This is a genomic window from Flagellimonas crocea (genome assembly GCF_033441595.1).
Lineage (GTDB): Bacteria > Bacteroidota > Bacteroidia > Flavobacteriales > Flavobacteriaceae > Flagellimonas > Flagellimonas crocea.
In genome coordinates, this window is the sequence record NZ_JAUZVX010000001.1 from 530,978 (window position 1) to 550,634 (window position 19,657).

Genomic DNA, 19,657 nt, shown 5'->3' on the forward strand with positions numbered 1-19,657 from the left:
TAATCATGACTCTATAGTCCAATCAAATCCCTAACTATTAAAATTGATTGTTATTAAAGGTCCAATCATAATCCAACCCTAGCTCGTTGATTTTTGCAATGGTGGATTGATCAATCAAATCTGTACCTGGATTTAGTTGGAAATCTATATAACCACCATTAATAGCATTTAAAACCGCATTATCGTAAACGCCTGAGATTATCAAGTCCAGTTGGGTTTCATTAAATTCATTGTCTCCAATGGAAAGATGCCTAACTAGAGGATTATTGGATAAATCCAAATTGTTCAAATTATTGCTTTCAATGGCTAATGTTTCCAAACTATCTTGAAGACTCAAGTCTATGTCAGATAACATATTACCCATGATGTATAACATATTTAAATTTAGGTTTGAAGAAAGGTCTATAGAACCTATCTGATTGAAGTATAAATCTAGTCGTTCCAATTCAGTGTTTTTAGAAAGATCTATTTGCGTCAAATTATTTCTTCCAACATTTATTTCTGTCAAATTCAAGTTTTGGGATACATCTATTTCCGATAACAAATTGTCACTCAAATCAAATCGTTCCAAAATCAAATTATTTGTAAAATCTACTTCGGTTAAAAAATTTTCTCTCGCAATCAATACTTTTAGCACTGAATTGTTGGAAATATCTAAACTGGAAAATTGATTTCCCGTTACCGACATAAAATCCAACTCAGAGTTTTGGGAAAAGTTTATTTCTGTCAGCTGATTATAATCTGCATATAGCATTTTCAGCTTTTCATTAGTAGACAAATCCAAACTAGTTAGTTGATTACGGCTAACCCCCAAGTACTCCAATGAAAGATTTTGGGAAGTGTCGAGGTTCGTAAGCTTGCCTGCATGAAAAACAATTTCTTTTAATAAAGGTAAACCGCCAATATCCACAGCTACAAGATTACTTTGATACCCATCTTCATCCAACCAACTTCGAAACTCCACTTTTTCAATAACCTTAATGGCTCCAATGATTTTTATTTCATATATACCATTCTCTTCGTATTTATGGGTCAACTCATTGGTTAAATTAAGACCGCTCAGGATAGAGACGTATTCATCCACCGTACCGTCTCCCCAATCAATCTTATAGGTTGAGCCCGTTAAGGAAATCAAAGAAAATGTTTTGGTCGTAAGACTTTCTGAATCATCAACCGTTAACGTAAAGAAATCTTCAGATTCCGATAAAACAAGGTCATCTTCCTCGTATCCAAAATCCACCCAAGCGTAACCTGCAGCTTCAATATTTTCAACGGATGTGTTCTTTGAATCTGCTTCTTGAACCGTGAAATCAAAAGGAAGTGAAGTTCCTGTAAACTGTGATAAAGCCGAAGTGGCCTTTGGCACCAAGGAAATGACCAAATCACCAGAATCGACCACGATAAATTCAGTCAATTTGTATGTTCCTGGGTCCAGTTTTATTTCTTCTGTCACATAATCATCTCCTTGGTCAATAACATCAAGTTTCTGTCTATCCAATATGTTGCCGCCATCATTAGTTTCAACACTCACAAAAACATAGGCTGGTATAAACTCCTTAGCGGTATAGTTTGAAGAATTTTTAGCGGTAATTTCCTTTTTGCTAATGGTAAAGGATTGTGCGCCTTGTTCAACCGCATCGGGTGTTTCTGGTTTGTTAGGGGGCAATGGTTCTTCACTTTCTGAACATGAAACAACAAAAGTGAACAACGTTAGTAAGTACAAAAACTTTTTCATGAAAATTGGAATGTTTAGTCGAAACAGGCGCAAAGAATACGGTGTCTAGAAGAATAAGGTTGATTCATAATTTAATGTGCTTCATAAAAGTATAGATTTTGAAGAAAAAACCTACACTCTTCTCTTTAAAAAGCATGAATTTCAGATTAAATCACACCAACCCCGCAACCAACTGCAAAGCCTTATCGATTTCTTCCTTGGAGTTATAAATATGAACGGAATGCCGCAACATTTCGCTGCCCACGGAACGGGGCTGTAAACGTTCCTTGTCCCACATATATTTTTGCAGATCTGGGCCGCTCATGCCTGCAACGCCGTAGGTGGTGATTCCCGCTGCCATATCCTCGTTGGTGGATGAATAAAACGTGACGTGTTTCATTTCCTTAAGTCCATCCCTGAGATATTTGCCCAGTTCCTTTACACGGGCCAACCATACATCATGACCAATGGTATTGAAGAAATCCACCGCGGCATCGTAGCCTGCCATCAGTCCTGCGTTGCCTGTTCCGTTTTGCATCAAACGGAAACCATGATCCTCTTGATTGTCCCAATTATAGCTGGCAATGGTGGTCCAAATATCGCCCACCACATCTTTGTTGATATAGAGCAATCCACTGCCCGATGGGGCCAACAACCATTTGTGCAAACTGGAATAATAGGCATCGCAGCCAATGTCCTTTACATCCACGGGTATCTGCCCTACGCATTGAGCACCATCCAAAACGGTGAAAATACCACGTTTTTTCGCTTCCGCACAAATTTCCTTCACAGGCATTACGGTTCCAAAGCCAGAAATTATATGGGGTACTGCGATTACCTTGGTCTTGGGTGTGACTTCCTTAAAAATGGCATCTACGATTTCTTGGGAGTCGTTCGCAGGTTCGGGCATGGTGGTCTGTTTGTATACACAGCCTTTGCGTTTGGCCAACAATTGCCACGCACCGAATCCGCCCCCGTGTTCCTGATTGGTATTGAGCAGTTCGTCGCCTTCCTGTAAATTGAGGCCCATCCCCACGTAGTTCATGCCGAACGTAGCGTTTTGGGTCAGGGAGATTTCCTTGAAATCACAGTTGATGATCTTGCCCAGCTTGGTACGCAGATCTTCGTAGGGAAAGTAGCCCGTCAACAATTCGGGTCCCGAACCATTTTTATAGTCCACCGTAGCCGCCTCTACGTTCCAGTGCATCATGTGGTCGAACATTTTGTCGAGCACATAGCCTGGGGTCGGTCCCATGGTGCCGTTGTTAAAGTAGGTCTGGCCTTCTTTTAAGGGAAACTGTTTGCGGACCATTTTCCAATACGCCTCATCTTTGGGAGCATTGGTTTTTAGAGATGAGATGGACCAATCTTTTTGGGGGTCAAAAGAAATAAACGGTAGCGACATCATGGCCGCTGCTCCCTGCTTCAGAAATTTTCTACGTTGTGACATATGGGTTGGTTTTTGGTTATTGGTTGATTGTTGATTGAACATTGACATTGTTTGTCAGTCATGAAAACCGAGTCCTTTCAATATCTTGGGAATATACTTCTCCACACGCGATGCACGGGTCTTTGACTGTTTCGCCCCTGCAAAATAGAGCAAATAGCCTTTTTGTCTGCCTGGAGTCAATGCTTCGAACGCTTCTTTCAAATCGGCATCGGTATCCAAACGTTCTTGAAACTCTTCGGGAATTTCATATTCCGAAATATTTTTAAAGTTCACCTTCAAACCCTTTTCATCGGCTTCAATGGCCTCAAAAATATAGGCCTTCAACACATCTTCAAGTGCCGCGATTTCTTCCACTTGAGTGAACCGCACCACTCGCCCTGCTTGGGAATTCTTTCCAGGCTTTTCCAAAATCCCATGTTCATCTTTTAAAAGTGCTCCCTTAAAAAAACTCAGCGTCGCACTTTCTTTAAAGGCCACGACCATAACTATGGTATGGCCGTTATGGGTATAGCACGGCACTTTCCATTTCAATTCCTCCGTTAATCCACAACTCAAAACGAGTTGCCTTAGGTATCTGAGTTCCTCTTGCCAGTTATGTACCTTGCATTGAGGGGTGCTGTATAACGAACATCGTCCACAGCCTTCCAATAAATAATGGTCTATTTCAGGATTCATTTTATGTTTATCAATTTGAGAGGGGCTTTTCAAAGAAAATGCAAATTCTTTGAAAATTTAGCATCACTTCTCCCCTTTTTGCTTCATTACCTTTAAACAATCCCTTAAATTTAAGTGCTAATTCAAAACAATGAAAAATAAATTACTTTCCCTACTCCTTCTTTTTGGGGTAATCAGCGTCTCGGCCCAGGACAAAATCATTGGGTTCAGTGAATCAGCTTCGGAAGCACAAAAAGAGCTCGAAGCCAACTACGAAGAACAACTTTCCGCCAACAACCTCGACCAATGGATGAAGCGCTTGGCCGCCGAACCCCACTGGGTAGGTACCGAATATGGCGAAGAGAACGTAAAATGGATGGAAAAACAGTTTAAATCGTGGGGCTATAAAACCAAGATAGATACCTACCACGTACTGTTTCCCTATCCCAAGGTCCGTTTGCTGGAATTAACGGCTCCCACCACCTACACCGCCTCCCTGGAAGCCATTCCCGTGGAGGGCGACCCGTACACCGCGCAGGGCGACAAATTACTGCCCAGCTACAATGCCTTCTCTACCGATGGTGACGTAGAGGCCGAACTGGTCTTTGTGAACTACGGAATTCCCAGTGACTACGAAGAGCTCGAAAAACTGGGCATCGACGTAAAAGGCAAGATCGTGATCGCGAAATACTACGGTTCTTGGCGAGGAATCAAGCCTAAACTTGCCGCCGAAAAAGGTGCCATTGGCTGTATCATCTATTCCGATCCCGAGGATGATGGCTACGCCCAGGGCGATGTTTATCCGAAAGGCGCATTTAAGAACAAAACAGGCGTACAGCGAGGTTCCGTAATGGATATGCCCTTGTACCCTGGTGATGTGTTGACCCCTGGTTATGCCGCCACCAAGGATGCCAAGCGTTTGGACCGCGAAGAGGCGCCCACCATTACCAAGATTCCCGTATTGCCCATTTCCTACGAGGATGCACAACCGCTTTTGGAAGCATTGGAAGGCCCTGTGGCCCCCGCTTCTTGGAGAGGTGCTTTGCCCATAACCTATCATATTGGGCCTGGTCCTGCCAAGGTGCACTTAAAACTGGAGTTCGATTGGCAATTGAAGCCAGCCCATAACCTGATCGCTACTTTGGAAGGTGACGAGTTCCCAGACGAGTGGGTGATCCGTGGCAACCACCACGATGCATGGGTACATGGTGCCAGTGACCCCATCAGCGGTATGGTCGCTTTAATGGAAGAGGCCCGCGTAGTGGCCCAATTGGCCAAGGCAGGCAATAAACCGAAACGTACACTGGTCTACTGTGCCTGGGACGCCGAAGAACCTGGACTGATCGGGTCCACCGAATGGGTGGAGGACCATATTCCTGAATTGAAAGAAAAGGCCGTGGCCTACATCAATACCGATGGCAATAGCCGCGGATATTTGGGCGCTGGGGGATCACATTCCCTTCAGGCCATGGTAAGCCAAGTGGCCCATGCGGTGACCGACCCACAAAAAGGCGTGTCCGTAGCGGAGCGTCGCAAGGCTGCCAATGTAATGCGCGGTGGCGACAACTCCTTTACACTTTCCGCATTGGGCTCTGGGTCCGATTACACCCCGTTCATCCAGCATACGGGCATCCCCTCGTTGAACCTCGGCTTCGGCGGTGAAGGTTCTGGTGGGGAATACCATACCATTTACGATACCTATACCCACTACACCCGTTTTAAAGATCCTGGGTTTGACTACGGCGTGGCCTTGGCCAACACAGCAGGACGCATTTCGTTGCGTTTGGCGAACGCCGAGGTGTTGCCGTTTGAACTCACCCAATGGCACAATACCATTGAAGGCTATTTGGGCGAAGTGATGAAAACCTTGGAGGACATGCGTGCCGAAGTTGAAAAACACAATAAACTGGTCGCATCAGATGCCTACCAACTGACCATGGACCCCAAAAAACCCGTAGCACCCGCAAAAATGAAGGAAGAAGTGCCCTATTTGGACTTCTCGCCCATCCAAAATGTGGTTGCCGAACTAGAAAAAAGTATCGAGACCTTTTCCAAGGCCGATGTACTTGCTTTGTCCAGCGCCAAAAAGGCACAACTGAACGAAAAGTTGATGGGCTTGGAGCAAGTATTGCTGCAGGATAAGGGTCTGCCCCGTAGGGACTGGTTCAAGCACCAGATCTATGCCCCTGGATTTTACACAGGGTATGGGGTAAAAACACTTCCAGGCGTGCGCGAGGCCATTGAACAGAAGGAATGGAAAGAAGCACAGGAACAAATTGGGGTATTGGCCACCACCCTAAAAGCTTTTGATGCGCAGGTACAAAAACTGAATAGCATTGTGCAATAGATAGATTTCTCCTGAAAAGCCAAGACCGCCCCTACAGACATCGTTTGGGGCGGTTTTTTTATGCCCAAATCGCATTTTTGCTTTTTTCACGGGCATGGACTACCTTTCCCCAACCCAAAACTTACAAACACCTACCATGAACGTACGGCTTACCAAAGAACAAAAAATAAAAGTGCTCAACTCTGCGGACATATATGCGATTATGCAACAGGTATTGCTGCGCGAAAACAAGATACGCCGCAACCAAGAGCATTTTTGGGTGGTGGGGCTCAACCACAACAACAAAATACTGTTTGTGGAGCTTATTGGTCTGGGTGCCAGCAACCGCGTAAATGCCGACCCGCCCGATGTGTTTCGGATGGCGATCTACAAACTGGCCAGTAAACTGATCTTGGTGCACAACCACCCCAGTGGCTCGCACGAAGTTACCGATGCCGATATTACCTTTACCGACCACATGCTAAAAGTGGGAAAACTCATAAAAGTGGAAGTACTCGACCATTTGGTGATCACCGAAACCAACTACACCAGTTTTGCCGACCAAGGCGTAATGGACGAATTGAAGAAAAGTGGCCTTTTTGAGATCATGGGTCCCGAAAAGCAAGAACTGGAACAATTTAAGATTGAGACCGAGAAAAAACGGGCCATAAGAGAGGAACGTTTAAAGGTTGCCAAATCTTTAAAAGAAAGTGGAATGTCCGATGAAGACATTAAAAAGCATACGGGTTTGTCCTTAAAAGAAATCGTCAAATTAACCCATTAATAAATCCAATTTATCTTTACTCTCCTCTTTTAAAAACTTTCTGTTTGTTTTAATAGCTTTTAATAAACTCTCATATTTATTTTTCTCATTGACTCTACTCAAAACTTTATCTCCAATAATGCCAATTGTTTTATCTAAAAGTTTTGATGTTAAAACTTTATAAAATTCAGCATTACCTGAATTTACCAAGTAATTCTCAATTTGAGTAATAGAGTTAGGTGTTTCACTTATTCTTTTATCAAAATTTCGTTTATCAATCCCTATTTTAAGTTCTAATAAGTTTTTGAAAATTATATGGTGACTATTCAAATTAGGGATTGTAGAAATTAGAAATTTAAAAGCCTTTTCTTTCAACTTTTCCAAATCAATATATTTTTTTCTTTCTGAATATTGTTGATATCCCAAATTGTGATAGTCAACATTGGAATGACAAATTAGACTAATGACTTGATCAGAATATGTTGTGCTATTTATCTCTTTTTCTGAAAGACCAATATTAAATAGTGAATCAAAAAATTCCCTTTTAGCTTTGGCAGTATTTTGTACTCTTAACTGGGAAACAATTGATTTTGCAAGATCTAACCTATCGGGAACATCATCTTCAAACTTTTTAATTAAGGTATTAAAATTAACCAAGGATTTTTTCAGCCAAATTTCTAAAAGACTTTTTTTCCTTTCTACACTAAAATAAGGATAGAAATTTTCTGCAAAATGAAAATCGGCAGACGCCTTTGTATAAATCTGATTTGAATATTTTGTTTCTTGTGAAAAGAATTCAGTTACTGGCATAACTCCCTCAATGCTTGCCAAAATAATTCTAGCATTAGAAAAATTTCTAATATAATTGATAGTCCCATTTAATACCTCTTGCTCTATATTATTTTGAAATTTTCCTTTATCCTTAAATAAAAAGAAAAATTTAAACCATAATTCACTATTTATATATCCCCCATAGCCAAAAACCTTTTTAACTTGAACAAATAACTGTTGATACTTATTTTGGTGATTTTGGTCAATTCTAACTTTAATTACAACTTTCTTGAAATAAGTATAAAGCGAATCTATTCCAAGGTCTTTCTCTCCACTCTTTTTACTGCTGTTTATTTTTTCATTTAAAACGTGTATTGAACGATTAAGCAAGTCAATAGACTCTAAATAAATTGAGTTGTTAAAAAATTTTTCCTCGTATTTTACTAATTCCTTATAAAAGCATTGCAATCCCTCCTCAAGGGTTTTATCTCCAAACTGAAATTTTTCTTGAGTTATAGTTGAAATAACCTGCTTAAGCCAAGCTGGTGATGCAAGCAATTCACGTGTTGTCTTAGTTCTACTTATTTTTTCGAGAATTTCAAAATCATCACTATAATTTTCAAGGATGACTTTTCGCACTTCCTTGAACTCACCAACTTTGTAGAAAGTAGGATTACTCAAAAAAGTTTCCAACATCATTCTTTTCTGTTTCTCGTCTAATTTAATTGACATAACCTATAAATTAATCTAAAAATGAATAAACGAAATCTTGAGTCTGTTGTTTATTTATCAACTGTTTTAACCTTGCCTTATCTGAATCGGAAACCATCTTGTCGTAAAATTCAGAAATCAAATTACTTGGGTCAATTGTACTTAGATAGGAACTATGCAGATTTAATTTATTGTAAATCATTCGATACGTTGTATCATTTAAGGTCAATTCTTTAAATTTATTAAAATGCAAAAGACCATCAACAAAATTTGCAAGTAGTACTGGATTGTTTATCCTGTGAAGTTTTTCATTTACAACCTGGCTAAACTCATGTTGCTTATTTTGAATATCAACGTTTTGAAGGAAATTCAAGTCCTCTGTAAATGATTTATTATTTTGTTCTTCTGAGGCTAGTTCTTTATATTGTATCAGTTCACTGATTTTATTTGCTTCAATAATTTTTATTACTCTTGAACTATTTTCAAGCTTTCTTTCAAACTTATTGGTTCGAAGTTTAAAAAACTGATCTAGAGACTCTATTTTAACATGTTCAGTCAATTTCAAAAAATCATGAAAATCGGCAACTCTTTTTTCTGAAAAGTTCCTAGTTCCATCCACATTTGTTTTATCGAGTTCAATTGGCGTTTCTTCTAGTTGATAAATCATACTTCTTCTATATGTTTCCATAATATCTGGAAACCTTTGTATCAACAACAAGTATTTAGCTAATTTGGCGATATCCTTGCTCAATGAAAACCCTTCAATTAATCTTTGAGATACAAGTAAATAATTTGAAATAAGAATGTTAATGAATTGAATGATCTGTCTTGGATTTTTATCAAAAGCTTGAACTATAAGAGCTGCTAATTCCTCATTTTCAAAATCTTTAATCTTAGTTTCTCTTAATTTTTCAGAAGCTAAATCCTCCAGTTCATTAATATAAAACTCAGGAATCCAAATTATTGTGTTAAAAAATTTCCTTAAGTATTCTCCTGCATAATTATGATAATCATCACCTCTAAAATCTTTTGAGTAACTAAGTGTATTTCTAAGATGTCTTTTAATTGCGGATTCATCACAAGGGATTATGAAAACAACATCGACATTTTCCACCTCTTCGTCAACTGGGTCTAAAAATGTTTTAATTGTAGACATGATTTCTATCGCTTTTTCTCCTCCCACCCTATCTAAGTTATCAAAAGCGATTACTAGTTTTTTCTTGAGAATTCCATTCTTTAAGATTCTTTTAAACTCAGATTCAAATTCATGAGGGTCTTTAAATCTATCCTGTGTTTTAGTCTCTTTTTTGGTTTTAATAAATTGGTCAATATACTTATAAAAAAAAGGTAATAGTGACAATGAAAAAATACCACCTATACTTTGACCTAAAGGAGAATCTAAAAAGTCCCAACCAAAAATATATTTCAATACAACCCAAAAAATGAAAAATGGTAATAAAATAAAACAAGAAAAAAGTAGTACAATCAACAGATGTAATCCCAACCTCTCTTTTAAAATAGTTTGAAACTCTTCAGTTATTGATGTAGAATTAAAATTTCTATTATCAAGTTTAAATTCTTCATTGAAGTAACTTTTATCATAATTTGACTTCATGTCTCCTACAACAGTGTTCAAGAAAGTTCTTCGTAAAGCATCTCCCTCATGTTTCCATACATCAAATAAAACCAATGGAATTTGATTCTGCTTCAATTCATTTTGCAAAGATGATATGATAGTACTTTTACCAGACCCCCAATCTCCATACAGTCCAATTGTAAAGGACTCAGGGCTATTGGATATAATAGTTTTTAATGTATCAACTATTCTTTCATGACCAAATGAAAGCGGATTTTCCTTTCCTCCAGAAATTGGGTTCTCAGAAATAAACTGAAATTCTATTTTTGAATTCTTTTTTCTGTTCAATTTATCTAAGCACCTTTTATATTTTTCTTTTAATCCCATTATTGCTTCACAGGAATTAGAATTCAGTTTTTAGTAGTATAAAAATGGGGTTGAGGATAAATATATATAATTTTAACAAGTAATCCATTACACCAAACATTCACTAATAAAAAAAGCCCTAAAGGGCTTTCATCAACATTCCAAAAAATCCAACAATCCAACCCTCCTTAAAAAGAAAGTATTCCCTGCACCCTCTTTAACAACTCGGCTGCCATTTCGGGCTTCAACCCATAATCCTGTAAGCTGTGCACAGGGTTTTTAAAACTCAGTTGGGTGGTGGTATCATCCAGTTGGTGCAGTACCAGTTTTAGGGGAATATCGTTTATGGCCAAAGGATCGTTCGCCATGATCTCTGCAATATATTTCGGGTGAAAAAAGAGCAATTGCCGCAACGGCGCTATGTGCACCCCATGTTTGGCCACAATGGCCTGGGTGTCTATTTCGTGCAGGAGCAAAAAGTCGTGGTCCACGATCCGTTTCTTTAAAGCGCCGTACAACTGCCCAAAGGGCACGGGCAGGGTTTGGCGTATTACATGTGCTTTCATAGGTTGGGGTTAGGCCATGGCGGCACGGGCAAAGCCCACCGTTTCGCGATAGGTTTTGGGCGAAATGTCCGCATTGTTCTTAAAAAATCGGCTAAAGTAGTGCTCATCGTCATACCCAAGGTCGTAGGCAATCTCCTTTACCGTTTTGTTGGTAAGGTACAGCTCTCGTTTGGCCTCTATAATGATCCGTTCGCTGATCAGGTTGGTCATGGTCTTGTTAAAATGGTTCTTGGTCATTTTGGCAAGTGCCTTGGGGCTAATGTTCAACAGATCGGCATACTCCCCAGCAGAGTGCATGGTCTTGTAATGTGTCTCGATCAGGTTTTTGAGCTTTTGCAGGATAAAGGGCTCCTTTTCTTCGGGAGTGCCCTCCAAGGCTTCGGGCTGTTGCTTGGCCTTGGCACGGGAGGCCGTGATCAAGAATATTTTAAGGTAAGAGACCAACAGCTCGTACTGCGCCAGTTCCGATTTTTGCACTTCGGCATACATCTGCTCCAGTACCAGTTCAAAACTTTGGCACATATCGTCGGTAACACAGAGCATGGGCGGACTGTAAATATTATTGAACAGCACCCCATTGCAGGCCACCTGTTCGTGGTGCTTGTGGATGCAGAAAAAATCGGGGTGGAAATTCAACACCACGCCCTCCAACGGTTCTTCCTCGGTGAACGCAAAGGGTTGATAGGGCGTTACGGCAATTAGGGTGTTTGGCGTAAACGTGTACTCCGAAAAGTCCACTTGGGCGGTGCCCCTCCCCTTTTTTATCCAGATCAAGGAATAGTAATTTAAACGGTGCGTCTCGCAAAACTGGCAGCTGCTCTCAAATTCGGAGAGTTTAAAGGCCAGGTTTCCCGTTTGTTCGTCGATGAGCGTGTTGGTGTTGTAGATGTCCATATGTCTTTAGTTATCAGTTGGCAGTTATCAGTTTTCAGTTGGCAGTTATCAGAAGTCTGAAATCCGATGTCTGTCACCTCGATGTTGTCAGGTCGAGCGCAGTCGAGACCGCTTATTTAGCCATTTACGAGCAAGACTTCTCGACTGCGCTCGAAGTGACAATGTCTTGAAACGTATCAAAGTCTTCTCTCCGATTCGTCTATCGGCAGGTCGTTGATGCTGGCATAACGCTTTTGCATAAGCCCATGCGCGTTGAACTCCCAATTCTCGTTTCCATATGCGCGAATCCACGCTCCTTCGGCATTCTGGTATTCGTATTCAAACCGAACTGCAATCTTATTGTCGGTAAAGGCCCATAGTTCCTTTCTCAATTTGTAATTTTTTTCTTTTTGCCACTTCTCCGTCAAAAAGGCAACCACCTCCTCGCGTCCGTTGATAAACTGGGAACGGTTGCGCCATTCGGTGTCAATGGTATATGCTTTGCTTACCTTTTCAGGGTCTTGGCTGTTCCAAGCATCTTCGGCCAATTGTACCTTGTCGCGGGCAGTTTCTTCAGTAAAAGGGGGCAATGGATATTTTTTTTCTGTTTCCATGATCATGTTTTTTGGATGAAAAAGGGCAGGAACCTATGGCGGGCCCTACCCTATCAGCTAATTAAAACTACTTGCTGTTTTTGACCGTGGGCCAATTGGCATGTGCTGCCGTTTTGAGCTCCGTGGTGCGTTGCCCCCAATCTTCGTAGGTATTGAAAAGCTCCCCGTTGAACGGTCCGTTAAAGAACAGGTACAGTTTACCATCGATCACGGTGTAAGTTTCTGGGTTGATAGGAAATTTGGCTTCCTTGGCCCCTACGCCCCAAGCACAGTAGCCATCAAACTGAGGCAAATAACTGTTGGGCGATTTTTTAAAGGCACTTTGGTTCGCCTTATTGGCAAAGTAATAGGTAGCTCCGTTGTGCTTTACCGCATAACTTTTGCTTCCGTGTGTTGCTTTTCCCGAAAAATAGGAAACCACATCGTACCCACCAATGGCAAGACCATTATCGTCTACAGGTGGAGTTTGAGCCTGCGCACTTATGGCGGCAAACAACGCAATTCCAAAAAGAAATAAATTTCTGAACGTTTTCATTTGTTTTGATTTTAAGATTACTGATGGATTAAACCGTAGCCACTTCCACTACTGGGAAGTCGATATCGGTGTTGGCCGTATTATTGAAATAATTGGTCAAGATGTTCAAGGCTACGTGTGCCACGATCTCGCCCACGGCTCCATCGGTATAGCCAGCTGCTTTTACGGCTTCCACATCTTCGGAGGAAACACGACCGTTTTTGTTGATCAAGGTTTTCGCAAACTGAAGCGCTGCGGCCACTTTTGGATCCGAGTTGATACCTTCTCTTGCGGATTGAAGCGTGTCGGTATCGATGCCCACCAATTTTTCACCGATAAAGGAGTGCGCGGAAAGGCAATAATTACAGGCGTTGGACTCTGCAACGGACAAGGCCAACAATTCGCCCAATTTTCCGCCCAAGGATCCTTTGCCCAGAGCATCGCTCAAGTTGAGGTACCCTTCCAAAACGGCTGAGGAGTTTCCCATGGTCTTCATCATATTGGGAACCATTCCCAATTTGGCTTGGATGCCGTCAAATAATTCTTTTGATCTTCCAGTGGCTACTTTTGGATCTAATGCTTGTAAACGTGTCATAACTTTCTATTTTTTTAATGAATAAATGGTTTGTCACTATTGACATCACAAAGGTGCGATGATGGGTGTTCGGATAAAATGGACAGATGCCGCAACTCCTTGGACAATTTTCCCTAATTCGAATTACTTGACTGATTATCAATAAATGAGAGGATATTTTTTAAGGAATCGTTCGTCAACCTGAACTCGTTTCAGGTTCTCATCATCATTGTGTAATCAACAGGGTGAGATTCTGAAATAAACCTGTCTGCCGACAGGCAGATTCAGAATGACGTATCTGCTTATCTCCAGAACAATTTTCCCGCTCGTCGAATACTTAACTGATTGTACATATATTAAAGACCATAATAAAGAAGCGTTCGTCAACCTGAACTCGTTTCAGGTTCTCATCATCATTGTGTAATCAACAGGATGAGATTCTGAAACAAGTTCAGAATGACGCATTAAAACAAAAATGAAGGGCCGAACCTATGGTTCGACCCCTCATCACTCCACTACAACATCACACCTCACTACCGTTTATTTGATTGGGTGTATTTTCAATTCTTTTACCAATTCATCGGTGGTGAATACACGGCTGGAAATCATTTTGTAGTTGGTCTGGGCAGCTTGGTTGCCATCCAATCCAGGTAAAATGGCCGAGGCGGTAGCGTCACCCACAACGGCCACTTCAAAACCGTTCTCCACCAATTCCCTCATGTGCGATTCGGCACACAGGTTCCCAGACATACCTGCCAAAATCACTTTGTCCACCCCTTGTTTTCTTAATTGCAAGGCCAAATCATTGGATTCGGAGCCAAATACTTTGTGCGGGCTGGTCACCACTACTCTATCTTTATTGATGTATTTTTTGTAGCGGGGCAACCAATCGGCTCCCGAACCTTCAAAACCTTTTACATTCAATTGGTCCCCACGGTCGAACATGTTGATGTTGTGCATCAACTTTTCAAGGGTTCCCTCAAATTTCCACACGTGATCGTGCTCGTAGTAGTAGTGTGGGGAAACAAACACGGGAATGTTGTACTGTTCGCCCAACTTAAAAATGGTCTCCAAATTTTCAATGGTGTTGTTCTCTTGGACACTTTGTCCCACGGCAGCCCAAGCCACGCCATCAGGGCTAAGGAAATCGTTTTGTGGATCGGTGATCACAATGGCGGTGGTTCCATCAATGATAAAACCAGGCTCTGGCAATTGGGCATATACGCCCGTAACGGTAATCAAGAACAGGGATACTGTTCGCATCAAATTTTTCATGGTATTCTTTTTAACTGATTAAACTTAAATTTTGATGGAACAAAGTTGCGGCAATGGCCTGGGTGAAAAATGGATGAAGTTCGCCACTGAATGGACAATTTTCCGATTGCGATGACCTCCTAAAAGGAAGGTGTGAAGAATTTGGTCCATTCAAACAGGGCATCCCTCAATTCAAAACAGGCATCCGTCAATTGGGTGTGTAAAATAATTGCGTATCCCTTAGTTTGCACAAAAAATAAGATAATGACTACACTAGAAACAATAAACACCTTACAGATACTCTGTTTGATCGGATTGGCATTCATTGTTTACCTGGCCGGCTGGATGCACGGGGCCCATTGGGGGAAAAGAAATAAGGTTTAAACAATACACGCCATGTATCAACGTTTCAAAATACTCCAAACCTTATTAAACCTACGGAGCTATTTTTTGGCGAGATTCCAATATTGAACGTGTTTTGGCCTTTTTTGGGGACCGGGAGTATACCGTAAAAATCGATAAACTGCGTACCGGTGAAATACGGTATCTCTGCTGGAACAACAACAGCAGTCTTTTAGGACGGCCGAATCTGGTGCTTGTGAACGGAAAAGTGAGACAGTCACCGGAAAAGGATGCAGTGGAGTATGTTTTTTCGCACGAAAACAGCACCTTTACCGTGGAACACATATCGGCGATACAAAAGGGCGGCATGGAGTATTTCTTTTTGGAGGTATGTGACCAGGAACAAAAAAAAAGTACTTGGAAAATGGACCCAAAGGACATTCCCAAGTACTTTATACTGTAAAATTTTTGTGCTGTTATGCCTTGTAGGTCACCCTATAGATAGCGTTTCCTTCATCATCCGAGATGAGCAAAGAGCCATCTTCCAAGAAAAGCAGGTCCACGGGCCTACCAAAGGCTTCCTGTGATTCTTGGTCCAACCAACCATCTATAAATGGTTCGTAGCTTACGGCCTCCCCGTTTTCCAGTTTTACCAAGGTAATCCTATACCCAACTTTGGAAGAGCGGTTCCATGAACCGTGTTCCGCCAAAAAGGCATGTCCGCGATATGCTTCCGGGAACATGGGGCCTTTTCCAAATTTGACGCCAAGAGGTGCTACGTGCGCTCCTAGCTGCTGGACTGGAGGCACAAAGTCGGAACAGGGGCGCTGATCGCCATATTCTGGGTCCGGTATGGTGCCGCCGTGGCAGAAAGGATAGCCAAAGTGCTGTCCTACCTCGGTCAATTTGTTCAATTCGCATGGAGGAACATCATCTCCCATCATATCCCTTCCATTATCGGTAAACCAAAGATTCTTGGTCTCCGGATGCCATGTAAAACCAACGGTGTTCCTTACTCCGTGGGCCACAATCTCCCGATTGCTGCCATCAGGGTCCATCCTTGTGATGGACGCATAGCGTTTGTCCACCGTAGCACTATCGCAAATATTGCAAGGAGCTCCCACGGGAACATATAATTTATCGTCGGGGCCAAAGGCTATGTATTTCCAACCGTGGTGAAACTCGGTAGGATAGTCGTCATAGATCAGCTCCGGTTCACCGGGGTTCTGTACTTTCGATTCGATATCGGAAAATTTATACAGTCGGCTCACCGCCGCAACGTAAAGGTCCCCATCTTTAAAGGCAACACCGTTGGGCTGCTCCATATCGGAAGCGATCACATAGGTTTCGTCCACCTTATAGTCCCCATCGGTATCTTTTACGGCATACACCTTGCCCTCGTTCCGAGTACCAACGAAAAGGGTTCCATCTGCTCCCATGGCCATGGAACGGGCCCCTTCCAGGTTCTGTGCGTAAAGTTCTATACTGAACCCTTCTGGAAGATTGAGACGGTCCAATGGCAAATCACTGGTCGAGCCAGGGTTTTCCCCTCCATTGTCCACAGTTTCTTCGGTGGTTTCCTCATCTTTGTTCTCTTTTTTTCCGTTGCAGGCCATCAATGTGATGGAAAGCAATAGTACTGTTATTGACCTAAGTGTCAAAGAATACATTTTCATCTGTTTTTTTAGTTGTTTTAGTTTCTGAATCAATAAAGCTATAATAAAATCGTGGAAGGGTCACAGTGCCCCGGCCAATCTTTTGCAACTCTACTCTTCTTCTTTAAACTTGGAAAGATTGCCCTGGTACCAAATATTGGTCCTGTAGTTACTGGCCACCATAAGTCGGGCAGTGCCGTTGGGATATAACTGGGCGATTACCTGATATCCCTCTGTATCTTGATTGATATTGAAACGCATGGTCTGCCCTTGTCCCTTCTTGATCGGGGTAAAGGATAGGTCTTCGGGAACCCCCTCGAACTTGATGCCCGTATTGTTTTGATTGTAATATCCACCCATACGCCGTTCCCCAAAAAAAGGAAGGTCCGCCATGATGCTATCTCCCTTCATCCGTAAAAATCCACGGCTGCTGGATACATCGATACGGCTAACGGTGCTGCCCGGGGGCAATAATCCCGCATTGGCGATGCTGTTCAGGCTTTGTGTGGCCATGGGCTGGGCCCAGTTCGCCTTTATTTCAAATTTTTGGTCGGATATCATCTGGTCCAATGCCGCCACTTCTTCGGGCGTGGCCGTATTCTTGCTGGATGAACAGGCCAGTGTGATCACCAACATCAAATATCCCCCCATTTTTAATATAGTCTTCATCAGTATTTGAATTTGTTCTTTAAGCTACGAAAAATAAGGACCAATTCCGAGAGAAATAACGGTGTCTTAACGTTTGAACCTTTCAAAAATGGCCAACGTCTTCTTGGTATTGATAAAATAGACGCCCGTCAACAAAATAGCGGCAGCCACGATGGACTGAAGGGTTATCTGCTCATCCAAGAAATACCAGCCCAGTAACAATGCCACAATGGGATTTACATAGGTGGAGGTCGCCACCTTTTCCGGGGAAACGGCCTTCAATAGATAGTTGAACGATGTGAACGCTACGATACTGCCAAAGAATATGAGCAGCAACATGGAGATTTGAACTTCAGGGTCCCAAGAAAGCGGGGAACTCCATGTTTCTCCAAAACCAAGGCTCATCAGCGCCAAGATCAAGCCTGCAAAAAACATCTGATACCCGGTGTTCACAAAATAATTTGTGGGTAGGTCGGCCTTGGCCACGAAAAGACTGCCATACGCCCAACAGAGCATACAAAAGAAAATCATGACCATGCCCACAATGGATTCTTCCTGCGCGATTATCTGTTTTTGGCTGACCAATAAATAAATGCCGACGATGCCCAGAACAACCCCTACCACGGACATGGGCTGTATTTTTTTTCCTTGGAGCGCGCGCATCATCAACAGGATGATCAGTGGCTGCGAAGATATTTCCAACGCAGCAAAACCACTATCCACATATCGGAGGGCCCATACTACAAAACCGTTCCCCACGCTCAGAAAAAGAATTCCGGCAATGATGGTGTTCTTGAGCTGTTTTTGGGTGATGCGAAGCGAAATCCCCATGATTTTGGCCAACAGAAAGATAAAGATTCCGGCAAGGGTAAACCTACAGCTCGCCAGCATGAAGGGGTCCAGCTGCATCACCGCAATCTTGTTCATTAAATACGTGGAGCCCCAGATAACGTAGATGGCAAAGAACGCCATGATCACCAGAGCAGAATTTGAGGATTTTGCCATGCCAACATCGATTGTCCTGCAATATTACGCCGTTTGGTTTACAAATGGGCACTGCCTGAAAATTTTAAGCGGAAGGGCACTATATTTTAGAGAGGGGTTTTTAAATCAAGGATGTAGGAGGCATATTCACTTTCCAGTTTTTTAAAGCGTTTTAGATGTCGCTCTATTTCGAGGGTATCCTGATCATCAATTTCAAAGCTCAGCCGCCTAATCTTCGCCATAATGTTTTTATGGTGCTTGGAAAAGTCTTCAACACTGCGGTTGAGCTCGTAAAATTTTTCGAAGCGCTTGGGACATTTGGGCTCACAGGTATAGGAGTTCAGTTTTTGTGAAAGTCGTTGCACCATTCTGTGGTTCCTTTCCATACGTACCAGTAGTTCCTGCTGATATTCAACACTGTGTTGGGTGATGTTTTCCATAGCTGTAATGATGTAGATGTTGGCGTTAAACAATTGACTCCATTTAAGTTAGGCAATTTCTTACGAACCTTTTACGAGTTAACGGATATTTAATACTTTATTTAACATCTATAAACAAAAAAAGCCCGGTCGTTGACCGGGCCTTCAAGCTATAATGGAGATGACCTCTAGTTTTCGGTCTTCTCGTATGCTTCTTGCTTTAGCTCTTCACTAGCAATAATGGCAAGTTCCACGCGTCGGTTTGCGGCTTTTCCGGCAGCCGTTTCATTGCTCTCAATGGGCTGTTCCTCACCGTACCATTTTGTGGTAAAACGTCCGCTTGAAATTCCTTTGGCCACTAAATAGTTGGTAACCGCCTGAGCCCTTCTCTGGGATAGGCCCATATTGTATTCGGCAGCACCGTCGCTATCGGTATGTCCTTCCACCAGAATATTGGTCTTTGGGTATTCTTTAAAAATACCGGCCAATTTGTCCAAAGTATTAGCGGATGCACCTTTGATCTCGGCTTTGTTGGTATCAAAATAAACACCGTTCTCACCGCTAAAGGTTACATTGATACCCTCGCCTACCCTTTGTACTTCGGCACCGGGGATTTCCTGTTCTATTTTTTCGGCCTGTCGGTCCATGCGATTACCAATGTAACCTCCTGCGGCACCGCCTACAACGGCACCGATAATGGCACCAAGGGCCGTATTTCCTTTTCCTACGTTGTTACCGATAACCCCGCCGATCACAGCACCACTACCAGCGCCTATTGCGGCTCCTTTTTGGGTGTTGTTGGCATTTTTAACGGCATCACAACTAATGATCATGGTCAACGCCAAAAAAGCCGTTGCCCCTTTTAAAGCTATATTCTTCATGT

19 protein-coding genes are annotated in these 19,657 nt (G+C 42.2%); 3 read left to right on the plus strand and 16 right to left on the minus strand.

Annotated elements, in window-relative coordinates:
• Positions 1 to 37: 37 nt before the first annotated feature.
• The 3 genes from SD449_RS02500 to SD449_RS02510 form a co-directional block, all read right to left on the minus strand.
• On the minus strand, positions 38 to 1,735 hold the full coding sequence (locus tag SD449_RS02500; protein ID WP_318308515.1) for a leucine-rich repeat domain-containing protein: 1,698 nt from the start codon (positions 1,733 to 1,735) through the stop codon (positions 38 to 40).
• 151 nt (positions 1,736 to 1,886) lie between these two features.
• On the minus strand, positions 1,887 to 3,164 hold the full coding sequence (locus tag SD449_RS02505) for an aminotransferase class V-fold PLP-dependent enzyme (protein WP_318308516.1): 1,278 nt from the start codon (positions 3,162 to 3,164) through the stop codon (positions 1,887 to 1,889).
• A 54-nt stretch (positions 3,165 to 3,218) separates the two neighbouring features.
• The gene (locus tag SD449_RS02510) at positions 3,219 to 3,839 is read right to left on the minus strand and encodes a YdeI/OmpD-associated family protein (protein ID WP_318308517.1); all 621 of its coding nucleotides are present in this window, start codon (positions 3,837 to 3,839) and stop codon (positions 3,219 to 3,221) included.
• A 130-nt stretch (positions 3,840 to 3,969) separates the two neighbouring features.
• Between SD449_RS02510 and SD449_RS02515 the strand changes: the two genes are divergently transcribed.
• The gene (locus tag SD449_RS02515; RefSeq protein ID WP_318308520.1) at positions 3,970 to 6,165 is read left to right on the plus strand and encodes a transferrin receptor-like dimerization domain-containing protein; all 2,196 of its coding nucleotides are present in this window, start codon (positions 3,970 to 3,972) and stop codon (positions 6,163 to 6,165) included.
• Between the two features lie 136 nt (positions 6,166 to 6,301).
• Positions 6,302 to 6,928 (plus strand): JAB domain-containing protein, encoded by a 627-nt coding sequence (locus SD449_RS02520; protein ID WP_318308522.1) that lies wholly within the window; start codon positions 6,302 to 6,304, stop codon positions 6,926 to 6,928.
• On the opposite strand, the gene SD449_RS02525 is transcribed toward SD449_RS02520, so the two are convergent.
• The 8 genes from SD449_RS02525 to SD449_RS02560 all read right to left on the minus strand — a co-directional run bounded on the left by SD449_RS02525 (position 6,917) and on the right by SD449_RS02560 (position 14,747).
• Entirely contained in the window at positions 6,917 to 8,410 is a 1,494-nt protein-coding gene (locus tag SD449_RS02525; RefSeq protein WP_318308523.1) for a hypothetical protein, read from the minus strand. The genes SD449_RS02520 and SD449_RS02525 overlap by 12 nt on opposite strands.
• A gap of 10 nt (positions 8,411 to 8,420) precedes the next feature.
• Entirely contained in the window at positions 8,421 to 10,352 is a 1,932-nt protein-coding gene (locus tag SD449_RS02530) for a P-loop NTPase fold protein (protein WP_318308524.1), read from the minus strand.
• 167 nt (positions 10,353 to 10,519) lie between these two features.
• Positions 10,520 to 10,897 (minus strand): DUF302 domain-containing protein, encoded by a 378-nt coding sequence (locus SD449_RS02535; RefSeq protein ID WP_318308526.1) that lies wholly within the window; start codon positions 10,895 to 10,897, stop codon positions 10,520 to 10,522.
• A gap of 9 nt (positions 10,898 to 10,906) precedes the next feature.
• Positions 10,907 to 11,791: a helix-turn-helix domain-containing protein gene (locus SD449_RS02540; RefSeq protein WP_318308527.1), complete on the minus strand. Its 885-nt coding sequence runs from the start codon at positions 11,789 to 11,791 to the stop codon at positions 10,907 to 10,909.
• A 176-nt stretch (positions 11,792 to 11,967) separates the two neighbouring features.
• Positions 11,968 to 12,384: a nuclear transport factor 2 family protein gene (locus tag SD449_RS02545; protein WP_318308528.1), complete on the minus strand. Its 417-nt coding sequence runs from the start codon at positions 12,382 to 12,384 to the stop codon at positions 11,968 to 11,970.
• Positions 12,385 to 12,451: 67 nt separating this feature from the next.
• Positions 12,452 to 12,919: a YHS domain-containing (seleno)protein gene (locus SD449_RS02550; protein WP_318308529.1), complete on the minus strand. Its 468-nt coding sequence runs from the start codon at positions 12,917 to 12,919 to the stop codon at positions 12,452 to 12,454.
• A gap of 28 nt (positions 12,920 to 12,947) precedes the next feature.
• Positions 12,948 to 13,493, minus strand: coding sequence for a carboxymuconolactone decarboxylase family protein (locus SD449_RS02555; RefSeq protein ID WP_318308531.1), 546 nt, complete (start codon positions 13,491 to 13,493; stop codon positions 12,948 to 12,950).
• A 519-nt stretch (positions 13,494 to 14,012) separates the two neighbouring features.
• Positions 14,013 to 14,747 (minus strand): cysteine hydrolase, encoded by a 735-nt coding sequence (locus SD449_RS02560; protein WP_318308532.1) that lies wholly within the window; start codon positions 14,745 to 14,747, stop codon positions 14,013 to 14,015.
• Positions 14,748 to 15,204: 457 nt separating this feature from the next.
• Here SD449_RS02560 and SD449_RS02565 point away from each other — a divergent pair, with 457 nt between their 5' ends.
• Positions 15,205 to 15,531 carry a hypothetical protein gene (locus SD449_RS02565; RefSeq protein WP_318308533.1) on the plus strand — a complete coding sequence of 109 codons (327 nt, stop codon included), beginning with the start codon at positions 15,205 to 15,207 and terminating at the stop codon, positions 15,529 to 15,531.
• 13 nt (positions 15,532 to 15,544) lie between these two features.
• On the opposite strand, the gene SD449_RS02570 is transcribed toward SD449_RS02565, so the two are convergent.
• From SD449_RS02570 to SD449_RS02590, 5 genes are all read right to left on the minus strand, one after another.
• Positions 15,545 to 16,738, minus strand: coding sequence for a PQQ-dependent sugar dehydrogenase (locus SD449_RS02570; protein ID WP_318308535.1), 1,194 nt, complete (start codon positions 16,736 to 16,738; stop codon positions 15,545 to 15,547).
• A gap of 96 nt (positions 16,739 to 16,834) precedes the next feature.
• On the minus strand, positions 16,835 to 17,392 hold the full coding sequence (locus SD449_RS02575) for a DUF4251 domain-containing protein (RefSeq protein WP_318308537.1): 558 nt from the start codon (positions 17,390 to 17,392) through the stop codon (positions 16,835 to 16,837).
• A gap of 66 nt (positions 17,393 to 17,458) precedes the next feature.
• Complete coding sequence (locus SD449_RS02580; RefSeq protein WP_318308539.1) at positions 17,459 to 18,376, minus strand: EamA family transporter; 918 nt, start codon at positions 18,374 to 18,376, stop codon at positions 17,459 to 17,461.
• A gap of 86 nt (positions 18,377 to 18,462) precedes the next feature.
• Positions 18,463 to 18,795, minus strand: a complete 333-nt coding sequence (locus tag SD449_RS02585; protein WP_318308540.1) for a hypothetical protein — start codon at positions 18,793 to 18,795, stop codon at positions 18,463 to 18,465.
• A 167-nt stretch (positions 18,796 to 18,962) separates the two neighbouring features.
• Positions 18,963 to 19,655, minus strand: a complete 693-nt coding sequence (locus tag SD449_RS02590; protein ID WP_318308541.1) for an OmpA family protein — start codon at positions 19,653 to 19,655, stop codon at positions 18,963 to 18,965.
• Between the last annotated feature and the right edge of the window lie 2 nt (positions 19,656 to 19,657).

Bases quoted from the DNA above. Each gene is read 5' to 3' on its own strand.
- SD449_RS02500 (WP_318308515.1), bottom strand. From the start codon at position 1,735: ATGAAAAAGTTTTTGTACTTACTAACGTTGTTCACTTTTGTTGTTTCA.
- SD449_RS02505 (WP_318308516.1), bottom strand. From the start codon at position 3,164: ATGTCACAACGTAGAAAATTTCTGAAGCAGGGAGCAGCGGCCATGATG.
- SD449_RS02510 (WP_318308517.1), bottom strand. From the start codon at position 3,839: ATGAATCCTGAAATAGACCATTATTTATTGGAAGGCTGTGGACGATGT.
- SD449_RS02515 (WP_318308520.1), top strand. From the start codon at position 3,970: ATGAAAAATAAATTACTTTCCCTACTCCTTCTTTTTGGGGTAATCAGC.
- SD449_RS02520 (WP_318308522.1), top strand. From the start codon at position 6,302: ATGAACGTACGGCTTACCAAAGAACAAAAAATAAAAGTGCTCAACTCT.
- SD449_RS02525 (WP_318308523.1), bottom strand. From the start codon at position 8,410: ATGTCAATTAAATTAGACGAGAAACAGAAAAGAATGATGTTGGAAACT.
- SD449_RS02530 (WP_318308524.1), bottom strand. From the start codon at position 10,352: ATGGGATTAAAAGAAAAATATAAAAGGTGCTTAGATAAATTGAACAGA.
- SD449_RS02535 (WP_318308526.1), bottom strand. From the start codon at position 10,897: ATGAAAGCACATGTAATACGCCAAACCCTGCCCGTGCCCTTTGGGCAG.
- SD449_RS02540 (WP_318308527.1), bottom strand. From the start codon at position 11,791: ATGGACATCTACAACACCAACACGCTCATCGACGAACAAACGGGAAAC.
- SD449_RS02545 (WP_318308528.1), bottom strand. From the start codon at position 12,384: ATGGAAACAGAAAAAAAATATCCATTGCCCCCTTTTACTGAAGAAACT.
- SD449_RS02550 (WP_318308529.1), bottom strand. From the start codon at position 12,919: ATGAAAACGTTCAGAAATTTATTTCTTTTTGGAATTGCGTTGTTTGCC.
- SD449_RS02555 (WP_318308531.1), bottom strand. From the start codon at position 13,493: ATGACACGTTTACAAGCATTAGATCCAAAAGTAGCCACTGGAAGATCA.
- SD449_RS02560 (WP_318308532.1), bottom strand. From the start codon at position 14,747: ATGAAAAATTTGATGCGAACAGTATCCCTGTTCTTGATTACCGTTACG.
- SD449_RS02570 (WP_318308535.1), bottom strand. From the start codon at position 16,738: ATGTATTCTTTGACACTTAGGTCAATAACAGTACTATTGCTTTCCATC.
- SD449_RS02575 (WP_318308537.1), bottom strand. From the start codon at position 17,392: ATGAAGACTATATTAAAAATGGGGGGATATTTGATGTTGGTGATCACA.
- SD449_RS02580 (WP_318308539.1), bottom strand. From the start codon at position 18,376: ATGGCAAAATCCTCAAATTCTGCTCTGGTGATCATGGCGTTCTTTGCC.
- SD449_RS02585 (WP_318308540.1), bottom strand. From the start codon at position 18,795: ATGGAAAACATCACCCAACACAGTGTTGAATATCAGCAGGAACTACTG.
- SD449_RS02590 (WP_318308541.1), bottom strand. From the start codon at position 19,655: ATGAAGAATATAGCTTTAAAAGGGGCAACGGCTTTTTTGGCGTTGACC.